The following is a 16,332-nucleotide window of genomic DNA, read 5'->3' as shown; positions in this document are numbered from 1 at the left end:
TTTACGCAATTATTCGTTCAGATTGGCGGTGGCGAAGCTGTTACTTTAAGCTCGGCAGCTTCTGTCGGCACTTCGCATCTACTCTGTTCTTTCTTAATTAGAGCATCTGGAATGACGCAATCTGTGTCATAAAGTTCCGCTGCAAGCGGTTCGATCTCATCAGTTTCCAAAATGACCAATTCACCAAGCTTCTCTTCCAGTTCATGCTTTAATTCGCTTGCTGATAGCTTTGCTGGGTCATAATAGCCCACGTTCAAACGTTTGCCTTGTCCAGCTTGTTGATACCGGAATGGAACGAGCCCTTCCATCCATTCTTTTTTCACTCCTGCCTTTTCCTGCATGGCACGGCGCTGAGTAAGAGTGTTTAGCGAAATACTGAGAGATGAGCCTTCTGAGATCTTACTCTCATGAGCAGGATTGTTCGAAAAAAAGCCACGTTCGATGATGCGCTTGTGATCGTCAATAACATCGACCTCTGCTTGGCTCATCAGCCGCACTGGAAATGGCACAACCGCATCACCAAGGATCACAATCTTACAAGGATTGTGCGCTTCGCGGCGGATCTGTCTCAATCTCCCAATTGCCTGGACAACCTGCGCATCACAAATTTGACGTAGCACGGCATCTGCGATCGGACATTTCGACCCCATCGCTTCAAACGAGACTTTTTTATTAATGCCTCCATCAACAATCTCGCGTTCGCGCTCGATGAGATGCCAATTGTCATCGTCGTGGCGACCGCCGCAGGCCTCAATCGTGTGGCGGACAGCTGAAACTGGCGGTTGCGGCCTACCTATAACAACAGCAATATCGAAATCAGAAAAAGTGTTCATACCCGCCACATCGTTAAAATGCGCGAATGCAATCTCGCAGTTAAGAGAATGTCTTAAAATGCAACCCCGTCTAATAAGTACGCGTTCAATATCCTTGTTCGTCACTACCAAAAGCTTTGTAGCTTTTTTACTTTCACGTAGAATATAATTCTCAATCTTTTCAATATTACTCTCTCGTTGAAGAAACTGCATAGAGTATGCACGCGAGGCGTCTTGTACGATTGTCGCGAAGGGCGCTTCAATGTTTTGAACACAAGACGATGTTATGTTGCGCTGAAACAGGCGCGAAACGAGGGACAGATCGGCTGTCGCGTCGAGCGCGACAATGGGGACGTCTGCAAGATCTTTGTGTATGTCAACAACAGGAACGCACACCCCGTCTTCCGCAACAGTTACGACCGGCTCACGGCCAGATCCGTATTCTTCCATCTGAAACGCATCCATTGCGCTTCGAGGCTTAGAATAATAATAGTTTTCTCTCTTTAGAAAAGCTACATTTTGCATCACTCGTAGTAGTTTTTCGATATCAAAGACACGTTTGTTAAACCCTCTTTTGCGATAATCTCTCTCTTCTTGCTCTGTTATTTTTAATTTTAATATATTGTCAGCGTATCCTTGCAGTGCTCTATAAAGATTATCGTGCTGTTCCTGCTCCGTCATGTTTGTAAACAAACGATGAGACAATGCGTCTTCATTTTGAAATACCGATTTAGAGAATTCCGTTATTGTTATTTTTTGACCTTTGTATTTTTCTATTGTCGTTGCAATAGCTTGCATTACGCGCTCAGCGAAAACCAGATCAATGCTTCGACCAGGGTTATTTAATATTATTTTGTCAATAGGATCTGTTAACTGAGACTTCTTAATCTCAATATTCTTAATTACACTCGATTGCGGATTTTCATCAGCAATCACGAGATCAATAACTGCTTTTTCACCTAAATGATTGCGTATCGGTTTTGGTAGTTTGCCATTAACAAGAAAATTATTGTTCATGATAATGACTTGTGGCTGAACAATCGCCATTTCTTTTTGTTGCCGCTGAAATGCACACGCTTTAGCGAAAGGGCATGTCTTGCAAACTTCTTCTTCAACCTTTGCACTTACAGCACGCGCTTCGCGAACAGCTTCGATGTTTTGACACATCAGCTCTTCTGGATTATCTGGATTTTTCGATTCAAACGATCTGTAAATAAACGAACGCACAGAACTACCGAGATGTTTTTTGATGTCGGTAAGCGTCTGCTGCGAAAAGTCGTGTTTTTGAGTTACATAAACAATTTTACGGTTCTTCAGATTCTCATCTGCATTAATCTCTTCAATGCGTTTTTTAATAATATTAACAATAGCTTGATAGGATTTTCCGCCGCCAGTTGTTATGTTCGCGATATGCAACGCGCCCTCAACCTTACGCGATATAAGGTCGTTAAACTCATCCACGCTTATTATGTCTTCTGCATCTTTAAGTGAGATGCGCGTAGACTTAACTTGGTTCTTAAAGTTATTGATATATTTCAATAACTTGACTTTAATTATTTCATGACCAAGATTTGCAAATGTTTCTACGCCTGCAAGTCGGGCAACTTGAGCAAGGCCTTTGTGCTTCAGTACATTTTTTTGGATAGCACGCGTTGACCAGTCTTTTAACTCATCGGCAACACCATTCGCACATACGATGTATTTTCCACCGTCGTTGAGTAAAAGTGACGGCTCCAGGCCACAAGCTGCATATACAGTGAACTGTCCGTCGAGTGCCGCGTAGACCGCAATCGCATCGAATACTGTGTTGGTTACGAACTTAATGTTCTCGTTTGAACCCTTCGTTCGCTCTAAAACGACAGCAAGTGGCTTTTTATAGCCAGACGCGTCAATATATCTTCGCTTTTCAGGTGACAGCACGTTGCCCATGTCATCAACCGCGATTTCAACAATTCCTCGCACTTCACCTGTTTCTAAGTCTGAAACGGGAAACAGTGCTTTGCCTGTCAGTGCTTCGAATCTCACTGAATCTAATGGAATAATAACTGGAGAATTAAAAGAAATATTATCTAGTAGGGAATGCGCTGGAGTAAATGTATAGCTCTGCGCGGCGAGGTAACGCACTTTTGCCGCTTCGCTTTTACTGTTTTTTACAACAAATGTGTTTTGGTTGTGTGCGGTCATATTACTTAATCCTTAAATTGTTCAATTTAAAGATCTGGACCGGCCACTTTTGTAAGACAGATTTTTTTTGGGTAGTCTTGAAATGTTAGTTCAATATGCTTATACTGTATTAATAAATGATCTGTCTGGTGGTTCGGTTAGATCGGTTGTGTCAGAAAGGCAGTCTTGACAGGGCTGCCTTTCTTTTGTTTAGTGTACTGCATCTGTTCACGTTGGCAAGCGAAAATTCATATTATTTGAAACTTTATATCCATCAAGCTAGATCTCTCTGCTTCTCTTTCTTGATTGTATAACTTTCCGCTCTCATTCAGGCGATTTCTGAAGAATGTAATCATCAAAATCATCATCAAAATTGCGTTTGGATTGTGACGGAATTGACAAAGCAGCATCCATCCGTGCTGCCAGAGTTCCACGCCGCAGCGCTTCTTTGTCACTTATTTTATGCTCAGCATTTTCCAAGCTATGAACATGCTCAATCGCGCGTTGCACAGAATCTTTCATTGCGTGACCTCAACTTCAGGGAGGCGACGAATGTGTTCACTTAATATCTTAATAAGAGTGAAGCCGTCTTTGTGCGCATCTACGACAAAACAGCCGCTTTTTGTAACAATAACAGCTTCATCGGCTGATAGTTCATTTTTGTCTAACACACAGGCTGTTCGCTTTGGAGCCACTTCATTACTCTCAGCTATCGCTGGCTGCATGAGCAGTGTGATAGCAATTGCTGTCGCAGCAATCGTAAGTGCGACTTTTGTAGTCTCAAGCGTTTCGCGTAGCGGATTTTTAGACATGTCAAACATTACGTTCCTCTCTGGCGGCTGCTTGCCGGCACTGTGCGGACAACTTGTTATCTGGTTAAAGAATTGGCTTGTTCTTTCTCCTGTTCCTGCTGTTGTTGCTTGCTCAGCCCTTCCTGTCTTGCTGCACGAAGCTGCGCAGCACGTGCTTCTTGTGCTGCCACGAGCTCTTCAGCTGGAATCTCGGTCTTACTGTTGCTGTCATTTTGGGAACGCGCTTGATTGCGCTGCTCTGTACTATCAAGATTATTTTCGCTCTTATTCATCTTCATTCCTCTGGAAATTAATATTTACGCCCTATTCAACGTAGATCTAGATGGGCTTAGTTAGTTTGAGTACTGGCTTTTTTCCTTGTGATTTATTCTCCTTTAGCTCCTTTGATCTATTTTCCTGTTCTTTAACAAGATGCTCTGCTTGCTTCCTTTCCTGTATTATTTTTCTATCTTCTGTATTCTCTGAGACGCGTTCCATTGTTGCGTCACGCGCTATGCGTTCGCCTTGCTGTTTTGTGTTTTTGTTCAGTGTGTCATCATTGAGCAAAGTAACTTCAGGAGAAGTCTCGTCCTGCTGCTTTTCACGCCCTTTTTCGGTCAATTTGGACGAAATCTCGGTCGGCTTGTCGCCGTATAATTTTTCAGCAACTTCGTTGCTGATCATCGCGATTTTTTCATCTGACAAAGACTTCTTCTGCCAAAAAAAAGATATTTCAGTGGGTTGAGAAATGGTTTTCGTGTCTTCTACACGCTGCTGTGCAGTCATTCTTTGCGACTGCATACCATTAACCGCAGCCGCTACATGCGGCGTCATCTCTTGTTGGTAGAGCCAGGCTTCAAAACGCATCGGCTCCTTTGGTTTGATGCTGGTCATCGCGTATTTAAGAGTTTTTGCAACAATAAGCTTATTGTCCTCACGCATTTCTCGATATGCGCGTGCGGCGGCAGCTTTTCCGCTAAACGCTTCTGTCCAATCTCGTTTGGCTTGTGCTTTTAATTCCAGCCAGCCTTCTCGAACGTTAGATGCATTTAACGCCTTGCCTTGATCTTTAAAGACAGCATTGATTTCTCTAGAGCGAAATTCTGATGCAAACTTTGCGTAGCCAGCCTTCATTTCCAGTAAAGCAATTTGCTCAACGACGAATTTGCGTTCAGGTGTTTCAGGCTTCGTGTCAGCCAGTAATCTGTCTAACTTCTTTTTTTCCGAAGCTAGGTAGATCATCGTCTTCCTGTCTTCATGAAGAGCATAAGCTTTTGAGGTCACCTGTTGCGCTTTAAAACTGTGTTCCAGATCTTTCTTTTCACGCGCTTCTTTAAACAGGCCTATGCGCGCGCCGCGCTCAAGCCTTTTCATCGTTTTTGAATTAATTGATTTATCGAGCTCTGTTTTCGCTAATGCTAAATCAGATGACTTTTGCTTGGTCCAAACATTGTAGACACCAAAATCAGATTCTGGACCTTCAACATCCGCGCCAATCTTTTCCAATGTATCGTAATATGTAAATTGATCGATCTCATCTGGCACCTGTTCAGGACGATCAAGCATTTTTTGAGCCCGTTCGAGCTGCACATACTCTTTATTGCTTACCGAAAACTGCGCTGCTGCTTCCTGATCAACTTTTGCTAATTCCGGGAAAAGCTGCTTTTGCTCTTGCCACTCAGCATAATATCCAGGCGTCTGATACCAATCCTGATTTGGTTCGCCAAACTTTGAAATCAGCAAATGCACCGATAAATCAATATCTTGGCCTGCAAAACCCGCATGGTCGTTTAGATCTGTAAAAGACACTGCACGATGTTTTGTTGGTTTGCCAAATTCTACATCATGCCGTTCCCTTAAGACTAGTTTTATTAGAACCCCCTGCTCAGCCAGCTTTTTTCTAAAACTGTTAAAGTCTCGTGCTTCGTCTGCTGATTGGAGGATTATCTGCTCTTTGGCTTGTCGGAATGCTAAATTCTCATTAAGGGTCGCCATGCTGCATCTCCGCATATATTATATGATAAATATAATAAGGCAGATTATGTTAACATACAAGCATGAGACTAACTATAAAATTGACGACTTTCTGGTCTGTTGATCCACGCAAACAAGAGCTGACTAATTGAGAAGCCCCCTGTCCTCGCCTTCTGCACCAGAGACCGCAAATACCCACCAGCACAGGCAATCTCACTGCTTTTCTGTAGAATGCCAGCAATGACCGCTGAAGCGCTCTCAATGCCCCACATACGAACAGCATCGCTATAAGCAGCCTGCGAAATCCCAAGAAATCCAGAAACCAGTTTCGACACATCCACGAGATCACGCCAGCTCCTGATGCCAGATGGTGAATAGGTTTGGATATCAGGACAAGCTCTGAGAACTAAATCGAGAGAAATGGTTTCAGCTTGCGATACGTTTGATTTCTGAACCACGGCTTCAGATGCAGTCTCTTTCAAATTCTGAAAATCATCTTTTCCTTCTAAAAGAGATTCTGGAAGTGACTCTATATGGTGCCGCTCAAACTGAGCGCCATTGCCGCTCAATTCTGGAACATTACCATTGTTTTTCAATATGATAGATAAATCTGCCTGAATTGCTTCTAATGCAGCCTTAATGGCTGTCAGTTCAGCCTTTGTGGCGCGACGCGGAATGCCATCAACGACACTGCGGAATAAGCTGAACAACGCATTGGTTGCCTTTTCAGGCAGTTGTTCAAATGCTGCTGCCAAGTCTCTTCGAATAACGGAAACTTCATCACGCATACGTTTGAGCGCGCGCTGTTCATCACGAATAAGCTCAGCCGCCTGTGTAATTTCAGATGCTCTTGCAAAGAAGGGCGACAGGTCAAAGCCATAAGCCAGTTCAACCTCCCCTCCCCCATTCTTATGAGCATAGCGTTTGCAATTGGGGCTGTCTCTACGCGTGATCAGACCCGCATGAATAAGAGACGAGAGATGTCTTCTAAGAGTGGATTCAGCCATCATATGGGCACGAATGGAAATCTGCTTGTTGGACGAAAAGACTACAAGCTTTGATTTCGTTGAGATGACGTCATCGCTGAGGAATGACAGCAGAGAATTGAGAACAGTCAGACAGCGGTCATTCAGGCCGTAGTGAGCCTTTGCGATACACAGATGTCTGTATAATTCCCATTTCTTGATGCCATCGCCTGACGCCTTAGATGTTGAGACACGCTGAGTCATTCGTCCGCTCAGGGCAGACGTGACAGTCTCCAGAATTTGCATTTCACTCTACCTTTTTGAAGGCAAAAGAAATCTTCTCACCAAAACGGTGCCAAAAACTCTTGACAGTGATTCGTGAAAATGCGATTCAGTAGCTGCTTACACTAATTGAAAAGGCTTCCACGACGGCAACGTTTGGGGGCTTTTTTCTTTTGCGACTCAGTCTCCGTTTTGTTTATCTGCTTGCTCGAACTCCCCGTATAGGTCGTCCAAACGGGTTGATAGCCATTCGCCAAAAGCTCCCGCCCTCTCACTGGCAAGTTCGATAGCAACTTTCTTTGGCTTCCGATTCATTGAAAAAGTAACCGAATTGTCGTGGGATCTCCAAGACTTAGATTCCGGTGTCTTTTTGTTTGTGTCCATGGACACAAACTTCTGATTAGGCGCAGTTTTCGGGCTTTCCTGTACAGGTTTGGCTTCAGTTAAGTGAGCCAAAAGTGCCTGAAAACGCTCGTCGCTGTCTATACCTTTGACTTCTGAAGTGTCCATGAAGTCATTGGCGGTGTCTAGCCTCTCTTGAATGATCTCAGATAGATCCGTCCATGGCCGTCGACCAACTGAAGGCGCTGGGCCAATTTTATAGATCAGCTCTGGCGTGACTTGCTCTGCGATCTTTAGGTATCGATAAGCCATTGACGAGCTGACATTTAGTGCGCTCATTATAACTTCATGTGCGAAACCCTGCTTGCGGATTTCGAGGCCAAACAGCGCTTTTTCGATGAATGACAGGTTTTCGCGACTACTATTTTCCTGTCCCTGCACGATGACGAGCTGTTTGTCATCGATGCTCTTGATGAGCGCTTGAACAGGAATTCCCAGCTTTTGGGTCGCGAGATACCTACGGTGTCCATAGACAATCTGATATCGCCCTGGTGCATCAGGATGCGGACGAACCAGAATTGGCGACTGCTGTCCATGGGCACTAATGTCTTCGGCAAGCTCATCGATATTGGTTTGCTGGACATCAATGCGGTCTTTGACAAACGAGAAGTCGATCAGGTCATGGCTCAGCGCACTTATAACCTGGCCTTCGGCTTGCTTCGTTTCGTATTCCGAAGCCTTCTGCTTAACTTCGTCGATGCTTTGCAGCGAGCGCGATAGCTCGCTTACATAGCCATGGCTTGAGCGCACTTCGCTCCCGTCAAATTTCTTTCGCGTATTAGAAGTCGCACCTTCTTCAATTTTATCTGAAACGATTGGTTCGTTGATCTCGGTGAATTGAATGAGCGTTTTCTTTGCCATTACGCCCTACCCCACACCTGACGAATTAAAGCTTCAACTTCTCCATTGACGCCGTTGAGAGATTCCATAGCGCGGTCAAAGGTAGCGCGGGTGAAATTACTTCTCTCTACCTCATAAAGGGTTTTTTTAGTCACCCCGGCATCTGAGATCGCGGTTGATTTTAACATCGCATTTTCAAGCACACGCTTGCCGAAGATCGACCGCATAAAGCTGGACATTTGATATTGCGGCATGTCGTTTGGTTCATATCTAGTCATAAGATACTTGATCCAATCGTATTCAGCCTTGCCGCCCGCCTGATCGATAACGGACATCAGATCCCGCATCATTAACAGAAACTGAGACATACTCAGGACGTCGAGCATTTCGGGGTGGACAGTGATCAAAATGGATGTCGATGCACACAGAGCAGACATTGTAAGGAAGCCAAGCTGTGGCGCTGAATCGATGATCACGACGTCGTAATGCTGCTCGATTGTAGAAAGCGCTTCTGAAATCCGCGAATAGAATTTGGGCTCCAGGTTGTGGTTCATAAGGGCTTTAGGAGTGTCGTGCTCGAACTCAGCCAGTTCCAAATTCGCAGGGATCAAATCAAGACCAGGAATGTATGTTTCCCAGATAAGCTCCGAAATCGGGCGCACGTCCTCGTAACGGATCGCTGAATAAAGGGTATCGTCTTTGTTGACTTCGGTTTCAGGTGTCATGCCAAAAAGAGTGGTCAGCGATGCCTGCGGATCGAGGTCGATGGCTAGCGTGCGATAGCCGCGCAATGCAAGATACTGCGCTAAATGCGCTGATGTTGTCGTTTTCGCTGATCCGCCTTTAAAATTCACGAGCGAGATGACCTGAAGCCCCTCACCTTCTCGGCGATGACGGATGTAGTCAACATCCGTATTTTTCTGTTGAAGCATAGAACGGATAGAGTTCATCTCAGAAATGGAAAAGCTGCGCTTTCCATTTGCACCGACAGGAAGATCTAGTTCCTGGGCGAACTTGCGCAAATAGTTGTCGCTGATGCCGATGAAATAAGCTGCTTCAGCTGGTGAAAAATTACGAATGGTTTTCTTTGAATGTGGAGGGAATAGTAATTGTGTATGATGCTGCAACTGCTGAATCAGCTTCCCCGCGTCTTCACCGAGCACGGTCGGTAGATGCTGTTTCGATTGCGGCTCTTTATTCTTTGTTAACATCCCACACGCCCTATGATCGGTAAAAGGTCCAATGATGGTAAATCACCGATCCTAAAGCTATCTCAGATTCGTTACTAATTTACAAACGGTTTACCATCCGTGCTATTTTCTCGACCATGTGTCCATGGACACATGGTCATCTACGACAATGCAGCTGAATGTTAGATTTTGTGTTTTGTGTCCATGGACACAAAACTGAAGAAATCTCTAGTCATTGACGGCGATAAGATAGTTTTTGATTTTATCGGCGTCAGATGCTGCTCGAAAAATCTCGCGCGGATCTTCTTTAAGCGCCTTAATCCAAGACTGCACATAACCCGCGTGGTTGCGCGGCAAAAAGTCTGTTCGTAGCTTCTCCGCAAGCATCATCGCGGCGATTTCTGCGCGCAACTCTTCTTTCGCATATGTCTCACTGCCGAACTTGCCGGTGAGGTCTCTATCCAGGCGGCTTTTATGGCCTGTGCTATGTGCCAGCTCGTGAAACGTGCTTGCATAGTATTCCCCGTTTCCCTTAAACTGGCTGCGCAGGGGCAGAGTGATACTGTCCACAACAGGATTATAAAAAGCTTTATTCCCAGCAACGTGTCGGATCTCAACACCTGATGCGGCAATCATCTCATCTGCTGCAACGTTCACGACTGGCTGAATTCCAAGATTTGGAACCGGCAGGTCGGGGATTCCTTCAATTTGCTGCGCATTAAATACTACTGCCCGAAAACCACGTGGCTGCGATAGTTTAATGGTGATTTTAACTGGCTTCCCGTCTTCGCCAAGCACAGACTTTCCATTTTCGTCTTTTTTCGTCCGTTCTTCAGTGAATTTCCAATAGTCAACGAGAGCCCCAGACGATCCCTTTTTGACTTTATAACCTGCGGCAACCGCTTGGTTAAATGTCAGCCAGCGCGGGTCGCTGAAGCCGTGCATTGCAAGCCAAAGAGAGTTCATGCCGCGATATTCTTTATCTGTTGCGGCATTATAAGGAAGGCGTAATTCGCCAGCTTTCCAAGGCTTCATCCATAGAGCTTCGCCCGCTTCGATGAGCTCAATGATGCGTTCCGCTACAGTCGTTGCGTAGTCCTTTTTAGTAGTAGATGTTTTCGCCATAGTGCTCTTCATTTTTTTGGGAAATTTCAAGATTTTTGAATTTGAAAGAGCTTTGCGAGTGAACCACTGAGATTGAGCGGAACGCGAAAAAAAAGCGGCCCATAGGCCGCTGTTTTTAAGCACGCATCATCGCGTCAAATTCTAGATCTTTGCGCATTTTTGCGCTGCGTTGGCGTATCATGCTCGGTATCAAAAAGAGGTCTACAAGTTGCCATACGCATAGTGCAATTAGTGTCATGTCTGACGCTTTGTCAGCTTCTATGATAGCTAATCCAACTGTTAGAACCGCTAAAAGCAGCATTCCGACGGCACCTGCTGACGGGCCGTTTACATAGAAGCGGTGAGAACCTAAGCCGCCAAGTAATACAAGAAGAACGTATGCCAGCCAGGTCTTTTTTTTCGCATCTTCAATGCGGCGTTCAATTATCAGGTTTTGCTTGTCAGTTAGCATACGTCTCTTCCTTTTTGGGAAATTTATTGATTTCTCTTCAGAAGATCTGCCTGCTCAAAAAAAACGGCCCGAAGGCCGTTTCGTATTTTAGAATTATTACCTTGATGGCCCTCTATTCCTGTCATTGCGATCGGGGGTAGGGGCAACGTAAATAGGTTCTTTATTTTTTGTTTGTTGTTCTGGCGCCTTTTTCGTCGCCTGTTCTTCAGCTGCGCGTTGGCGCTGCGCTGCCAACCTCTTTTTGTGCTCCGCATCAATTTGCGCTTGTTTTATGCGCGCCTGTTCTTCTCGTTGGGCCTTGCTTCTTGCGAGTTCTGCTTTGTACTGTTCGGGCGTAGGGGCTTCATAGGCTTTACGGGGGGCAGGGGCGGCTCGCTTCGCTTCCTGTTCTTTTATCCATTTGAGGCGTGACACCTCAACTTCAAGAGCCGCCATATTGCGTGCGCTGTTCGGCTGGTTTTTTAACCAATCAAGATAAGTTGCGGGGTTTTGGTTGCTCAGAAACTTGAGGCGCACGTCTCTGTCGGCATTAACCGAAAAGCGTGCTTCATTTTCGCGTTGCCGTTTTGAGCGGTACGCTGATCGTGCGCCAAAGAGGAATTTATCAACGCTTGTTCTAAAGGCTATCAGCTTCTTTTTAGCTTGGAGACTGTGCGTAGCATCTTTGTAAATCTTGTCACGCATCTGCTTTTTCTGAAGCATAAATTTTTTGCGAAAGATCTCATATTCTGCCTTTGCATCCAGTGCGTAAATTCTGAGCTCTGTTTTTTCACGCCTATCTGTTTGATGATCAGGAATAGCATCTAGCTGCTTTTGCAGCTTTATGCGCTCCTTTTCAAACGCGATGAGGATCTTGTTGCCCTCATCGACAAGGCGTTGATTGGAATCTGCACGGCGCTGCAAGCGGACATGGCGCGCTTGCCGATCCTGCATCGACTTCTGAAATAAACCAAGTTTAGATCCAGCCCTGACGATCTTGTATTGTAAAGATGCTTTTTCTTTCGCAATTGCCTGCCGATCTACATGTACAGCAAGACGGTCAACGTCGATAAGTCGTTCAAACACCTTTTGGTTTTCTGTTTTTTCAACAATCGCGGCCTTTGGGATAGGTTGATCAATAGGGGTGATTTGAGGAACAATAGAGCGCCGTGCTTTTGCTTCTTCTTCCCTACGCTGAGCGAGAGATTCTTGTGCTGCCTGATCTGCATCAAACGGCTTGGCTTGCTCGATCCAATTCTTTTGAGGCTGACCGAACTTTTCTATCAACACTTTAGCCGGGACACCGATCTGGGTTCCCGACTTTCCTGCTCCGTCAAATATATCTGCATATGACACGCCAGGCAGGACTTTGCCTGTCTTCGTCATTTTCTCTGAAAATTTTACAATGACACCAGCCGCGAAGCATTTATCCTTAAAGTCCTGCATCGTTTTGGCGTCTTTAAAAGCGTTCTGCACTGTTTCAGAATAGTCCTCCACGAAGGAGGCCTTATCTGCGTTACGCGCTGCAAGCTCTGCTGTCGTTAGCCGCGCTTTTTCTTCTAGATTCTTGCGCATCCCAGTGAACGTTGAAAACTGCCCTGCTTCCAGCATCGCCAGTTCATCTTTAGACGCGCCGCGTTCGCGAGCCTGATCTTTAATTGCAGAACGGTTATAGACGGAATTTACAACATCCCAATTTCTTTCGCGTGAGATCTTTGCGGCCAGATTATCATTCTTGCGTGAAAAATGAGAAAGGGACGCAACGTGGCCGTCCTTACTTACTCGGTTTACAAGAATGTGGACGTGCTTGTTTTTCGTGTCGCCATGGACAACTGCGACGTACTGATTAAGCTCATTTTCAGCGTGTGCTGCGCGTTGCTCTGGCGTCGTCTTTCCGCGTAGGGCAGGGGCATTCACAAGGCCGCGTTCGCGCAAAAAATTTTCTACGTCTTGTTGGATTTGATCCGGGGTAGGGTCTTCACCGCTCATAGATGCGTAAGCGATCACAGAATGCAAAACAGGGTCTTTACATTTTGCAATACGTGCATGCGCTTCCATTTCTTTTGCGGCAGTTTGCAGAGACAGAATAGCGCCTTCGTTGAAGAAAGTTGCTTCAACGCGTTCGCCAGATTTTAGATGTTGATCCGCCTTGTCGTTTAACATGTAATCAACATTTTCGCCAAAAGCGTGCTTCAGTGAATTGTTGAGATCAGCATTTTGAGATCGCCCTTTATCCTTAATTTCGAGCATATAATCCAAGCTCGATTTGAAGCGTGAAACTGAAGAGGATCGGCTGTTACGGCGGGGTAAATCTCGTATGATCATAGTTCTTTTACCTTCATAGCGAGAAGTTGGATTGTGCCGTAAAGCTCGTCAGCTAAGTTTTGTTTTTTGATCCCTTTGTCGGCGTTTATGTAGCGCGCGATCTGGTTGAGGTTGCCGCCGATGCGGGACAGTTCGCGGATTATTGTGTCGCGTTCAACGAGACTTGGCTGAGCAGAGTTTGTATGCGTGATACCACCCTCCACACACCGACGGACGTAAGCGGATAGCGTCAGTCCGGCAGTATCCGCGCGGCTTTGCCAAACGGCTTTTTCTTCGTCTGTGAGGCGAAGTTTCCAAAACTCTGTTTTGTTCTCAGCTGTCTTCTTTCCACTGTTCCTCTTTGCGGAAATCTTTTGATGCGAAGCGTCAATATTCATGAAACTTCCTTTCGAATTGGGCTGAGCGAAGCGACCCCGATGAAGAAAGCCAGGCGCGCCGAAGTGGACAGCAAATCGGAGATTTGTGGCCACAAGGCGCAAGTCTGGCCCGGTTACCGGCTAATATCGCGAAGCGATGGCCTGATTGTAAAACTAGTAAATAAATTTGTAAAGCACGTGTGCTTTGCAATGCTATTAATTGCTTATCTTGAAGGAGCCATTTCTGCCCCTTATACGGCTCGATTGTAGGCAGATTTCGGCTACTTGTTGCTTCATACTGTAATTTTCTGTAGGTCGAGATTTAAAAAACACTGTAAAAACAGTCAATCTTCGAGCTGTAGAAGCCGGTAAAGATCGATAAATAAAACTTAAATATAATTAGTTACAGTATGCTATATTGCAATTTGTAAAATCGTATCCTAAAATTTAGTAAATTAGATAAATCGCTGTTTTGCAAAAGCGTTGTAGGAGCCTGTAATGTCGGCTGTAGAGATCATTGAAAAGAATCTGCAAGAGATCACCAGAGCGATCGCAAAAGGAATTTCAGTTGCGAAAGCGGTGCAGCCGTTTGCGACAGAAACAATCAATGTAAACAACCTTCGTTCCACATATGCGCAAAAATATGGATCGTCTGCAAAACGCGATAGTAAAGAGAAAAAGCGAGCAAGCGTTGACGATTTTAAGACGATTGCAAACGACCTTGTTAAGATTTTTGTAGAACGCCAAAGCGAAGTTCTAGATCCGTTTGAAGAGTTTGCAAAAGGCGCAGAAGGAAGAGATGCACTTATCAAAATTGCATCTGTTGTAAAGCTCGCGGAACTCCGCTCAATCCTCAATGAGCGCGGCCTAATTGTGAAAGCAGCGCGCCTGAAAGAAGTGATTGTAGAGATTCAGAAGCCGTCTTCTGCAAAGCAAAAATCCACACTTGTAAAAGCGTCTGTAGAGACACCTGCAAAGGAGATTCCGACGCCTATAAAGGCCGTTGTAGAGCCTGTTGCAAAAGCGGAAACGCGCGCTGCTGTAAAGCCATCTGTAAGCGATCCACCTCTCCAACAGTCCGACATCAGTGGCGCGTCGCTGAACGATGATGATGAATTCTGATCCCGCGAAATGTACCAGAAAAGGCAAGCGTTATGACAAAGAAACTGGACGAATATATCAAGCGCGGTGAGAAGAACATTCTCATTTTTCACGGCGAAAAGGGCGGTGTGGGTAAGTCTATGCTCGCGCTGATCATCTCGTATTTATACGTATATGAAGGCCTGAAGATCGTTGTGATCGATTTGGATAAGTCAAATGAAGACGTTGTAAAGGCATCTGGCAATGTCCTTGCAAAGCACAAGTTTGACGGAAAACTAGAAAAATCTTGGGAACATATGGAAGTCATTGTCCGCGAAACTGAAGCGGATATTTTTGTTGTAAACCTTCCTGCCCAGATTGAAGCGTTTCTTGACGAACACGGTGCGCACTGGATTGCAGATATGCAAAGCCAGTTTAATATTGTGACTGTATGGGCCATGGGGCCATTCCGCGACAGCTATATTTCTCTAGGTCGTTATCTTCGCTTTGGAACAGGCGAACCAGTGTTCGTCGCAAAGTCTATGTTTCAAGTCGATAGTGATGACGATTTCGAAGTGTTCAACGAAAAGTTGTCAGGCGAAAAGCCGCTTGATCTGCGTGGCGGGAGCGTCTTTTCGCATCATGCTTTCCCGTTCCGTTTGCGTGCCAGAATTTTTGATGGCGTTCAAAACGAAGCTAAGAAAACAGAGCGTTGGAGCATAGAGCGCTTCTTAAAAGAGAATTCTGAAAGTCGCTCAGGCGGCTTCCTTGTACGCAAAGTGAACGTTGCGTTGGATAAAATGCGCGCGGAAATCGGCCTGTCTAAGCCAGAAAAGGATGAAGGCGATGAGTGAACATTCAGTCACATCCGGTATGCGACAGACGATCGAAAAGATCAGGGAGAAAGTAGGCAGGGAAGGGCTTACGTCTCAGGATGAAGCGCGTCTTCTGGATACGCTACGAATTCTGAACATAAAAGAATACAGCCCAGAAATGACTGAAATCCTGATCCGCACGATATTGGTAGATGGGCCACTGCGCACGCTTCTTATCGACGTTCTGGACGGCCTTAAAACCCTGAATCTGAACGTACACAATATAGATGTAAAAGACGATCAGCTTGCCCGAAAGCTCGCTGATTTAAGTGCAGCAGTAACTCATCTGAACGAGTCTAACAGCAACCACGATGCGATGGTTGCTGACATAAAAGAGAAACTAGAAAGCGTGGTTGATCAGATTTTTAATGATCTGCAAAAGCAGATGATGGCCGCTGCTTCTCAAAAGTTTCTCGACAAAGACGATGCGAGTTCGATTTTGCGCAAAGGTTTTGCAGACCTGCGCTATGCACAAAAAGATCACTTCGACAAGTTCGATCAACATCAGCGCGATATGTATAACAAACAAGACGCGCTCAATGAAAAAGTTGTTACGAATTCAGAAGGTTGGGTCTACGGCGCGATCGTATTTGGCGTTGGCTTTGTTTTCGGTATTGCAGCCTGCTTCGGTTTCTTCGTGCGATAGGAGCGGCGAATGAGAAGCGCAACACAAACAAAGTACCTAAAAGCAAGGAAGAGCATAGAGACGACAATAATTGTCT

15 protein-coding genes are annotated in these 16,332 nt (G+C 45.4%); 3 read left to right on the top strand and 12 right to left on the bottom strand.

Features of this window, described 5'->3' with window-relative positions; genetic code table 11:
* Window positions 1-17 precede the first annotated feature (17 nt).
* The 12 genes from J2782_RS21610 to J2782_RS21555 all read right to left on the bottom strand — a co-directional run bounded on the left by J2782_RS21610 (window position 18) and on the right by J2782_RS21555 (window position 13,676).
* Window positions 18-2,996 (bottom strand): hypothetical protein, encoded by a 2,979-nt coding sequence (locus tag J2782_RS21610; RefSeq protein WP_310016110.1) that lies wholly within the window; start codon window positions 2,994-2,996, stop codon window positions 18-20.
* Between the two features lie 303 nt (window positions 2,997-3,299).
* Window positions 3,300-3,497: a hypothetical protein gene (locus J2782_RS21605; RefSeq protein WP_310016109.1), complete on the bottom strand. Its 198-nt coding sequence runs from the start codon at window positions 3,495-3,497 to the stop codon at window positions 3,300-3,302.
* The gene (locus tag J2782_RS21600) at window positions 3,494-3,796 is read right to left on the bottom strand and encodes a hypothetical protein (protein WP_310016108.1); all 303 of its coding nucleotides are present in this window, start codon (window positions 3,794-3,796) and stop codon (window positions 3,494-3,496) included. The genes J2782_RS21605 and J2782_RS21600 overlap by 4 nt, the downstream gene beginning before the upstream one ends.
* A 47-nt stretch (window positions 3,797-3,843) precedes the next feature.
* On the bottom strand, window positions 3,844-4,059 hold the full coding sequence (locus J2782_RS21595; protein WP_310016107.1) for a hypothetical protein: 216 nt from the start codon (window positions 4,057-4,059) through the stop codon (window positions 3,844-3,846).
* Between the two features lie 46 nt (window positions 4,060-4,105).
* Window positions 4,106-5,761 carry a hypothetical protein gene (locus J2782_RS21590; protein ID WP_310016106.1) on the bottom strand — a complete coding sequence of 552 codons (1,656 nt, stop codon included), beginning with the start codon at window positions 5,759-5,761 and terminating at the stop codon, window positions 4,106-4,108.
* A 68-nt stretch (window positions 5,762-5,829) separates the two neighbouring features.
* The gene (repC, locus tag J2782_RS21585) at window positions 5,830-6,969 is read right to left on the bottom strand and encodes a plasmid replication protein RepC (RefSeq protein ID WP_310016105.1); all 1,140 of its coding nucleotides are present in this window, start codon (window positions 6,967-6,969) and stop codon (window positions 5,830-5,832) included.
* Between the two features lie 198 nt (window positions 6,970-7,167).
* Window positions 7,168-8,250: a plasmid partitioning protein RepB gene (repB, locus tag J2782_RS21580; protein ID WP_310016104.1), complete on the bottom strand. Its 1,083-nt coding sequence runs from the start codon at window positions 8,248-8,250 to the stop codon at window positions 7,168-7,170.
* Window positions 8,250-9,440, bottom strand: a complete 1,191-nt coding sequence (repA, locus tag J2782_RS21575) for a plasmid partitioning protein RepA (protein WP_310016103.1) — start codon at window positions 9,438-9,440, stop codon at window positions 8,250-8,252. The genes repB and repA overlap by 1 nt, the downstream gene beginning before the upstream one ends.
* A gap of 207 nt (window positions 9,441-9,647) precedes the next feature.
* Window positions 9,648-10,544, bottom strand: coding sequence for an ArdC family protein (locus J2782_RS21570; protein WP_310016102.1), 897 nt, complete (start codon window positions 10,542-10,544; stop codon window positions 9,648-9,650).
* A 115-nt stretch (window positions 10,545-10,659) separates the two neighbouring features.
* Entirely contained in the window at window positions 10,660-10,995 is a 336-nt protein-coding gene (locus tag J2782_RS21565; protein WP_310016101.1) for an NINE protein, read from the bottom strand.
* Window positions 10,996-11,091: 96 nt separating this feature from the next.
* Window positions 11,092-13,224 (bottom strand): relaxase/mobilization nuclease domain-containing protein, encoded by a 2,133-nt coding sequence (locus tag J2782_RS21560; RefSeq protein WP_310016100.1) that lies wholly within the window; start codon window positions 13,222-13,224, stop codon window positions 11,092-11,094.
* A 71-nt stretch (window positions 13,225-13,295) separates the two neighbouring features.
* On the bottom strand, window positions 13,296-13,676 hold the full coding sequence (locus J2782_RS21555; protein WP_310016099.1) for a plasmid mobilization protein: 381 nt from the start codon (window positions 13,674-13,676) through the stop codon (window positions 13,296-13,298).
* Window positions 13,677-14,153: 477 nt separating this feature from the next.
* Between J2782_RS21555 and J2782_RS21550 the strand changes: the two genes are divergently transcribed.
* From J2782_RS21550 to J2782_RS21540, 3 genes are read left to right on the top strand one after another with little or no spacing between them, the layout of a single operon-like run.
* Complete coding sequence (locus J2782_RS21550; RefSeq protein ID WP_310016098.1) at window positions 14,154-14,777, top strand: hypothetical protein; 624 nt, start codon at window positions 14,154-14,156, stop codon at window positions 14,775-14,777.
* Between the two features lie 32 nt (window positions 14,778-14,809).
* Complete coding sequence (locus J2782_RS21545) at window positions 14,810-15,589, top strand: nucleotide-binding protein (RefSeq protein WP_310016097.1); 780 nt, start codon at window positions 14,810-14,812, stop codon at window positions 15,587-15,589.
* Window positions 15,573-16,256: a hypothetical protein gene (locus J2782_RS21540; protein WP_310016096.1), complete on the top strand. Its 684-nt coding sequence runs from the start codon at window positions 15,573-15,575 to the stop codon at window positions 16,254-16,256. The genes J2782_RS21545 and J2782_RS21540 overlap by 17 nt, the downstream gene beginning before the upstream one ends.
* Window positions 16,257-16,332: the final 76 nt, after the last annotated feature.

The organism is Brucella pseudogrignonensis, from assembly GCF_031454375.1.
In the GTDB taxonomy this organism is placed as follows: Bacteria; Pseudomonadota; Alphaproteobacteria; order Rhizobiales; family Rhizobiaceae; genus Brucella; species Brucella pseudogrignonensis_A.
Note: the sequence above shows the minus strand (reverse complement) of the source record. Positions and strands in the feature narration are given on the sequence as shown.

Bases quoted from the DNA above. Each gene is read 5' to 3' on its own strand.
- J2782_RS21605 (WP_310016109.1), bottom strand. From the start codon at position 3,497: ATGAAAGATTCTGTGCAACGCGCGATTGAGCATGTTCATAGCTTGGAA.
- J2782_RS21565 (WP_310016101.1), bottom strand. From the start codon at position 10,995: ATGCTAACTGACAAGCAAAACCTGATAATTGAACGCCGCATTGAAGAT.
- J2782_RS21550 (WP_310016098.1), top strand. From the start codon at position 14,154: ATGTCGGCTGTAGAGATCATTGAAAAGAATCTGCAAGAGATCACCAGA.
- J2782_RS21610 (WP_310016110.1), bottom strand. From the start codon at position 2,996: ATGACCGCACACAACCAAAACACATTTGTTGTAAAAAACAGTAAAAGC.
- J2782_RS21545 (WP_310016097.1), top strand. From the start codon at position 14,810: ATGACAAAGAAACTGGACGAATATATCAAGCGCGGTGAGAAGAACATT.
- J2782_RS21595 (WP_310016107.1), bottom strand. From the start codon at position 4,059: ATGAATAAGAGCGAAAATAATCTTGATAGTACAGAGCAGCGCAATCAA.
- J2782_RS21600 (WP_310016108.1), bottom strand. From the start codon at position 3,796: ATGTTTGACATGTCTAAAAATCCGCTACGCGAAACGCTTGAGACTACA.
- repC (WP_310016105.1), bottom strand. From the start codon at position 6,969: ATGACTCAGCGTGTCTCAACATCTAAGGCGTCAGGCGATGGCATCAAG.
- J2782_RS21590 (WP_310016106.1), bottom strand. From the start codon at position 5,761: ATGGCGACCCTTAATGAGAATTTAGCATTCCGACAAGCCAAAGAGCAG.
- J2782_RS21560 (WP_310016100.1), bottom strand. From the start codon at position 13,224: ATGCTCGAAATTAAGGATAAAGGGCGATCTCAAAATGCTGATCTCAAC.
- J2782_RS21540 (WP_310016096.1), top strand. From the start codon at position 15,573: ATGAAGGCGATGAGTGAACATTCAGTCACATCCGGTATGCGACAGACG.
- J2782_RS21570 (WP_310016102.1), bottom strand. From the start codon at position 10,544: ATGGCGAAAACATCTACTACTAAAAAGGACTACGCAACGACTGTAGCG.
- repA (WP_310016103.1), bottom strand. From the start codon at position 9,440: ATGTTAACAAAGAATAAAGAGCCGCAATCGAAACAGCATCTACCGACC.
- J2782_RS21555 (WP_310016099.1), bottom strand. From the start codon at position 13,676: ATGAATATTGACGCTTCGCATCAAAAGATTTCCGCAAAGAGGAACAGT.
- repB (WP_310016104.1), bottom strand. From the start codon at position 8,250: ATGGCAAAGAAAACGCTCATTCAATTCACCGAGATCAACGAACCAATC.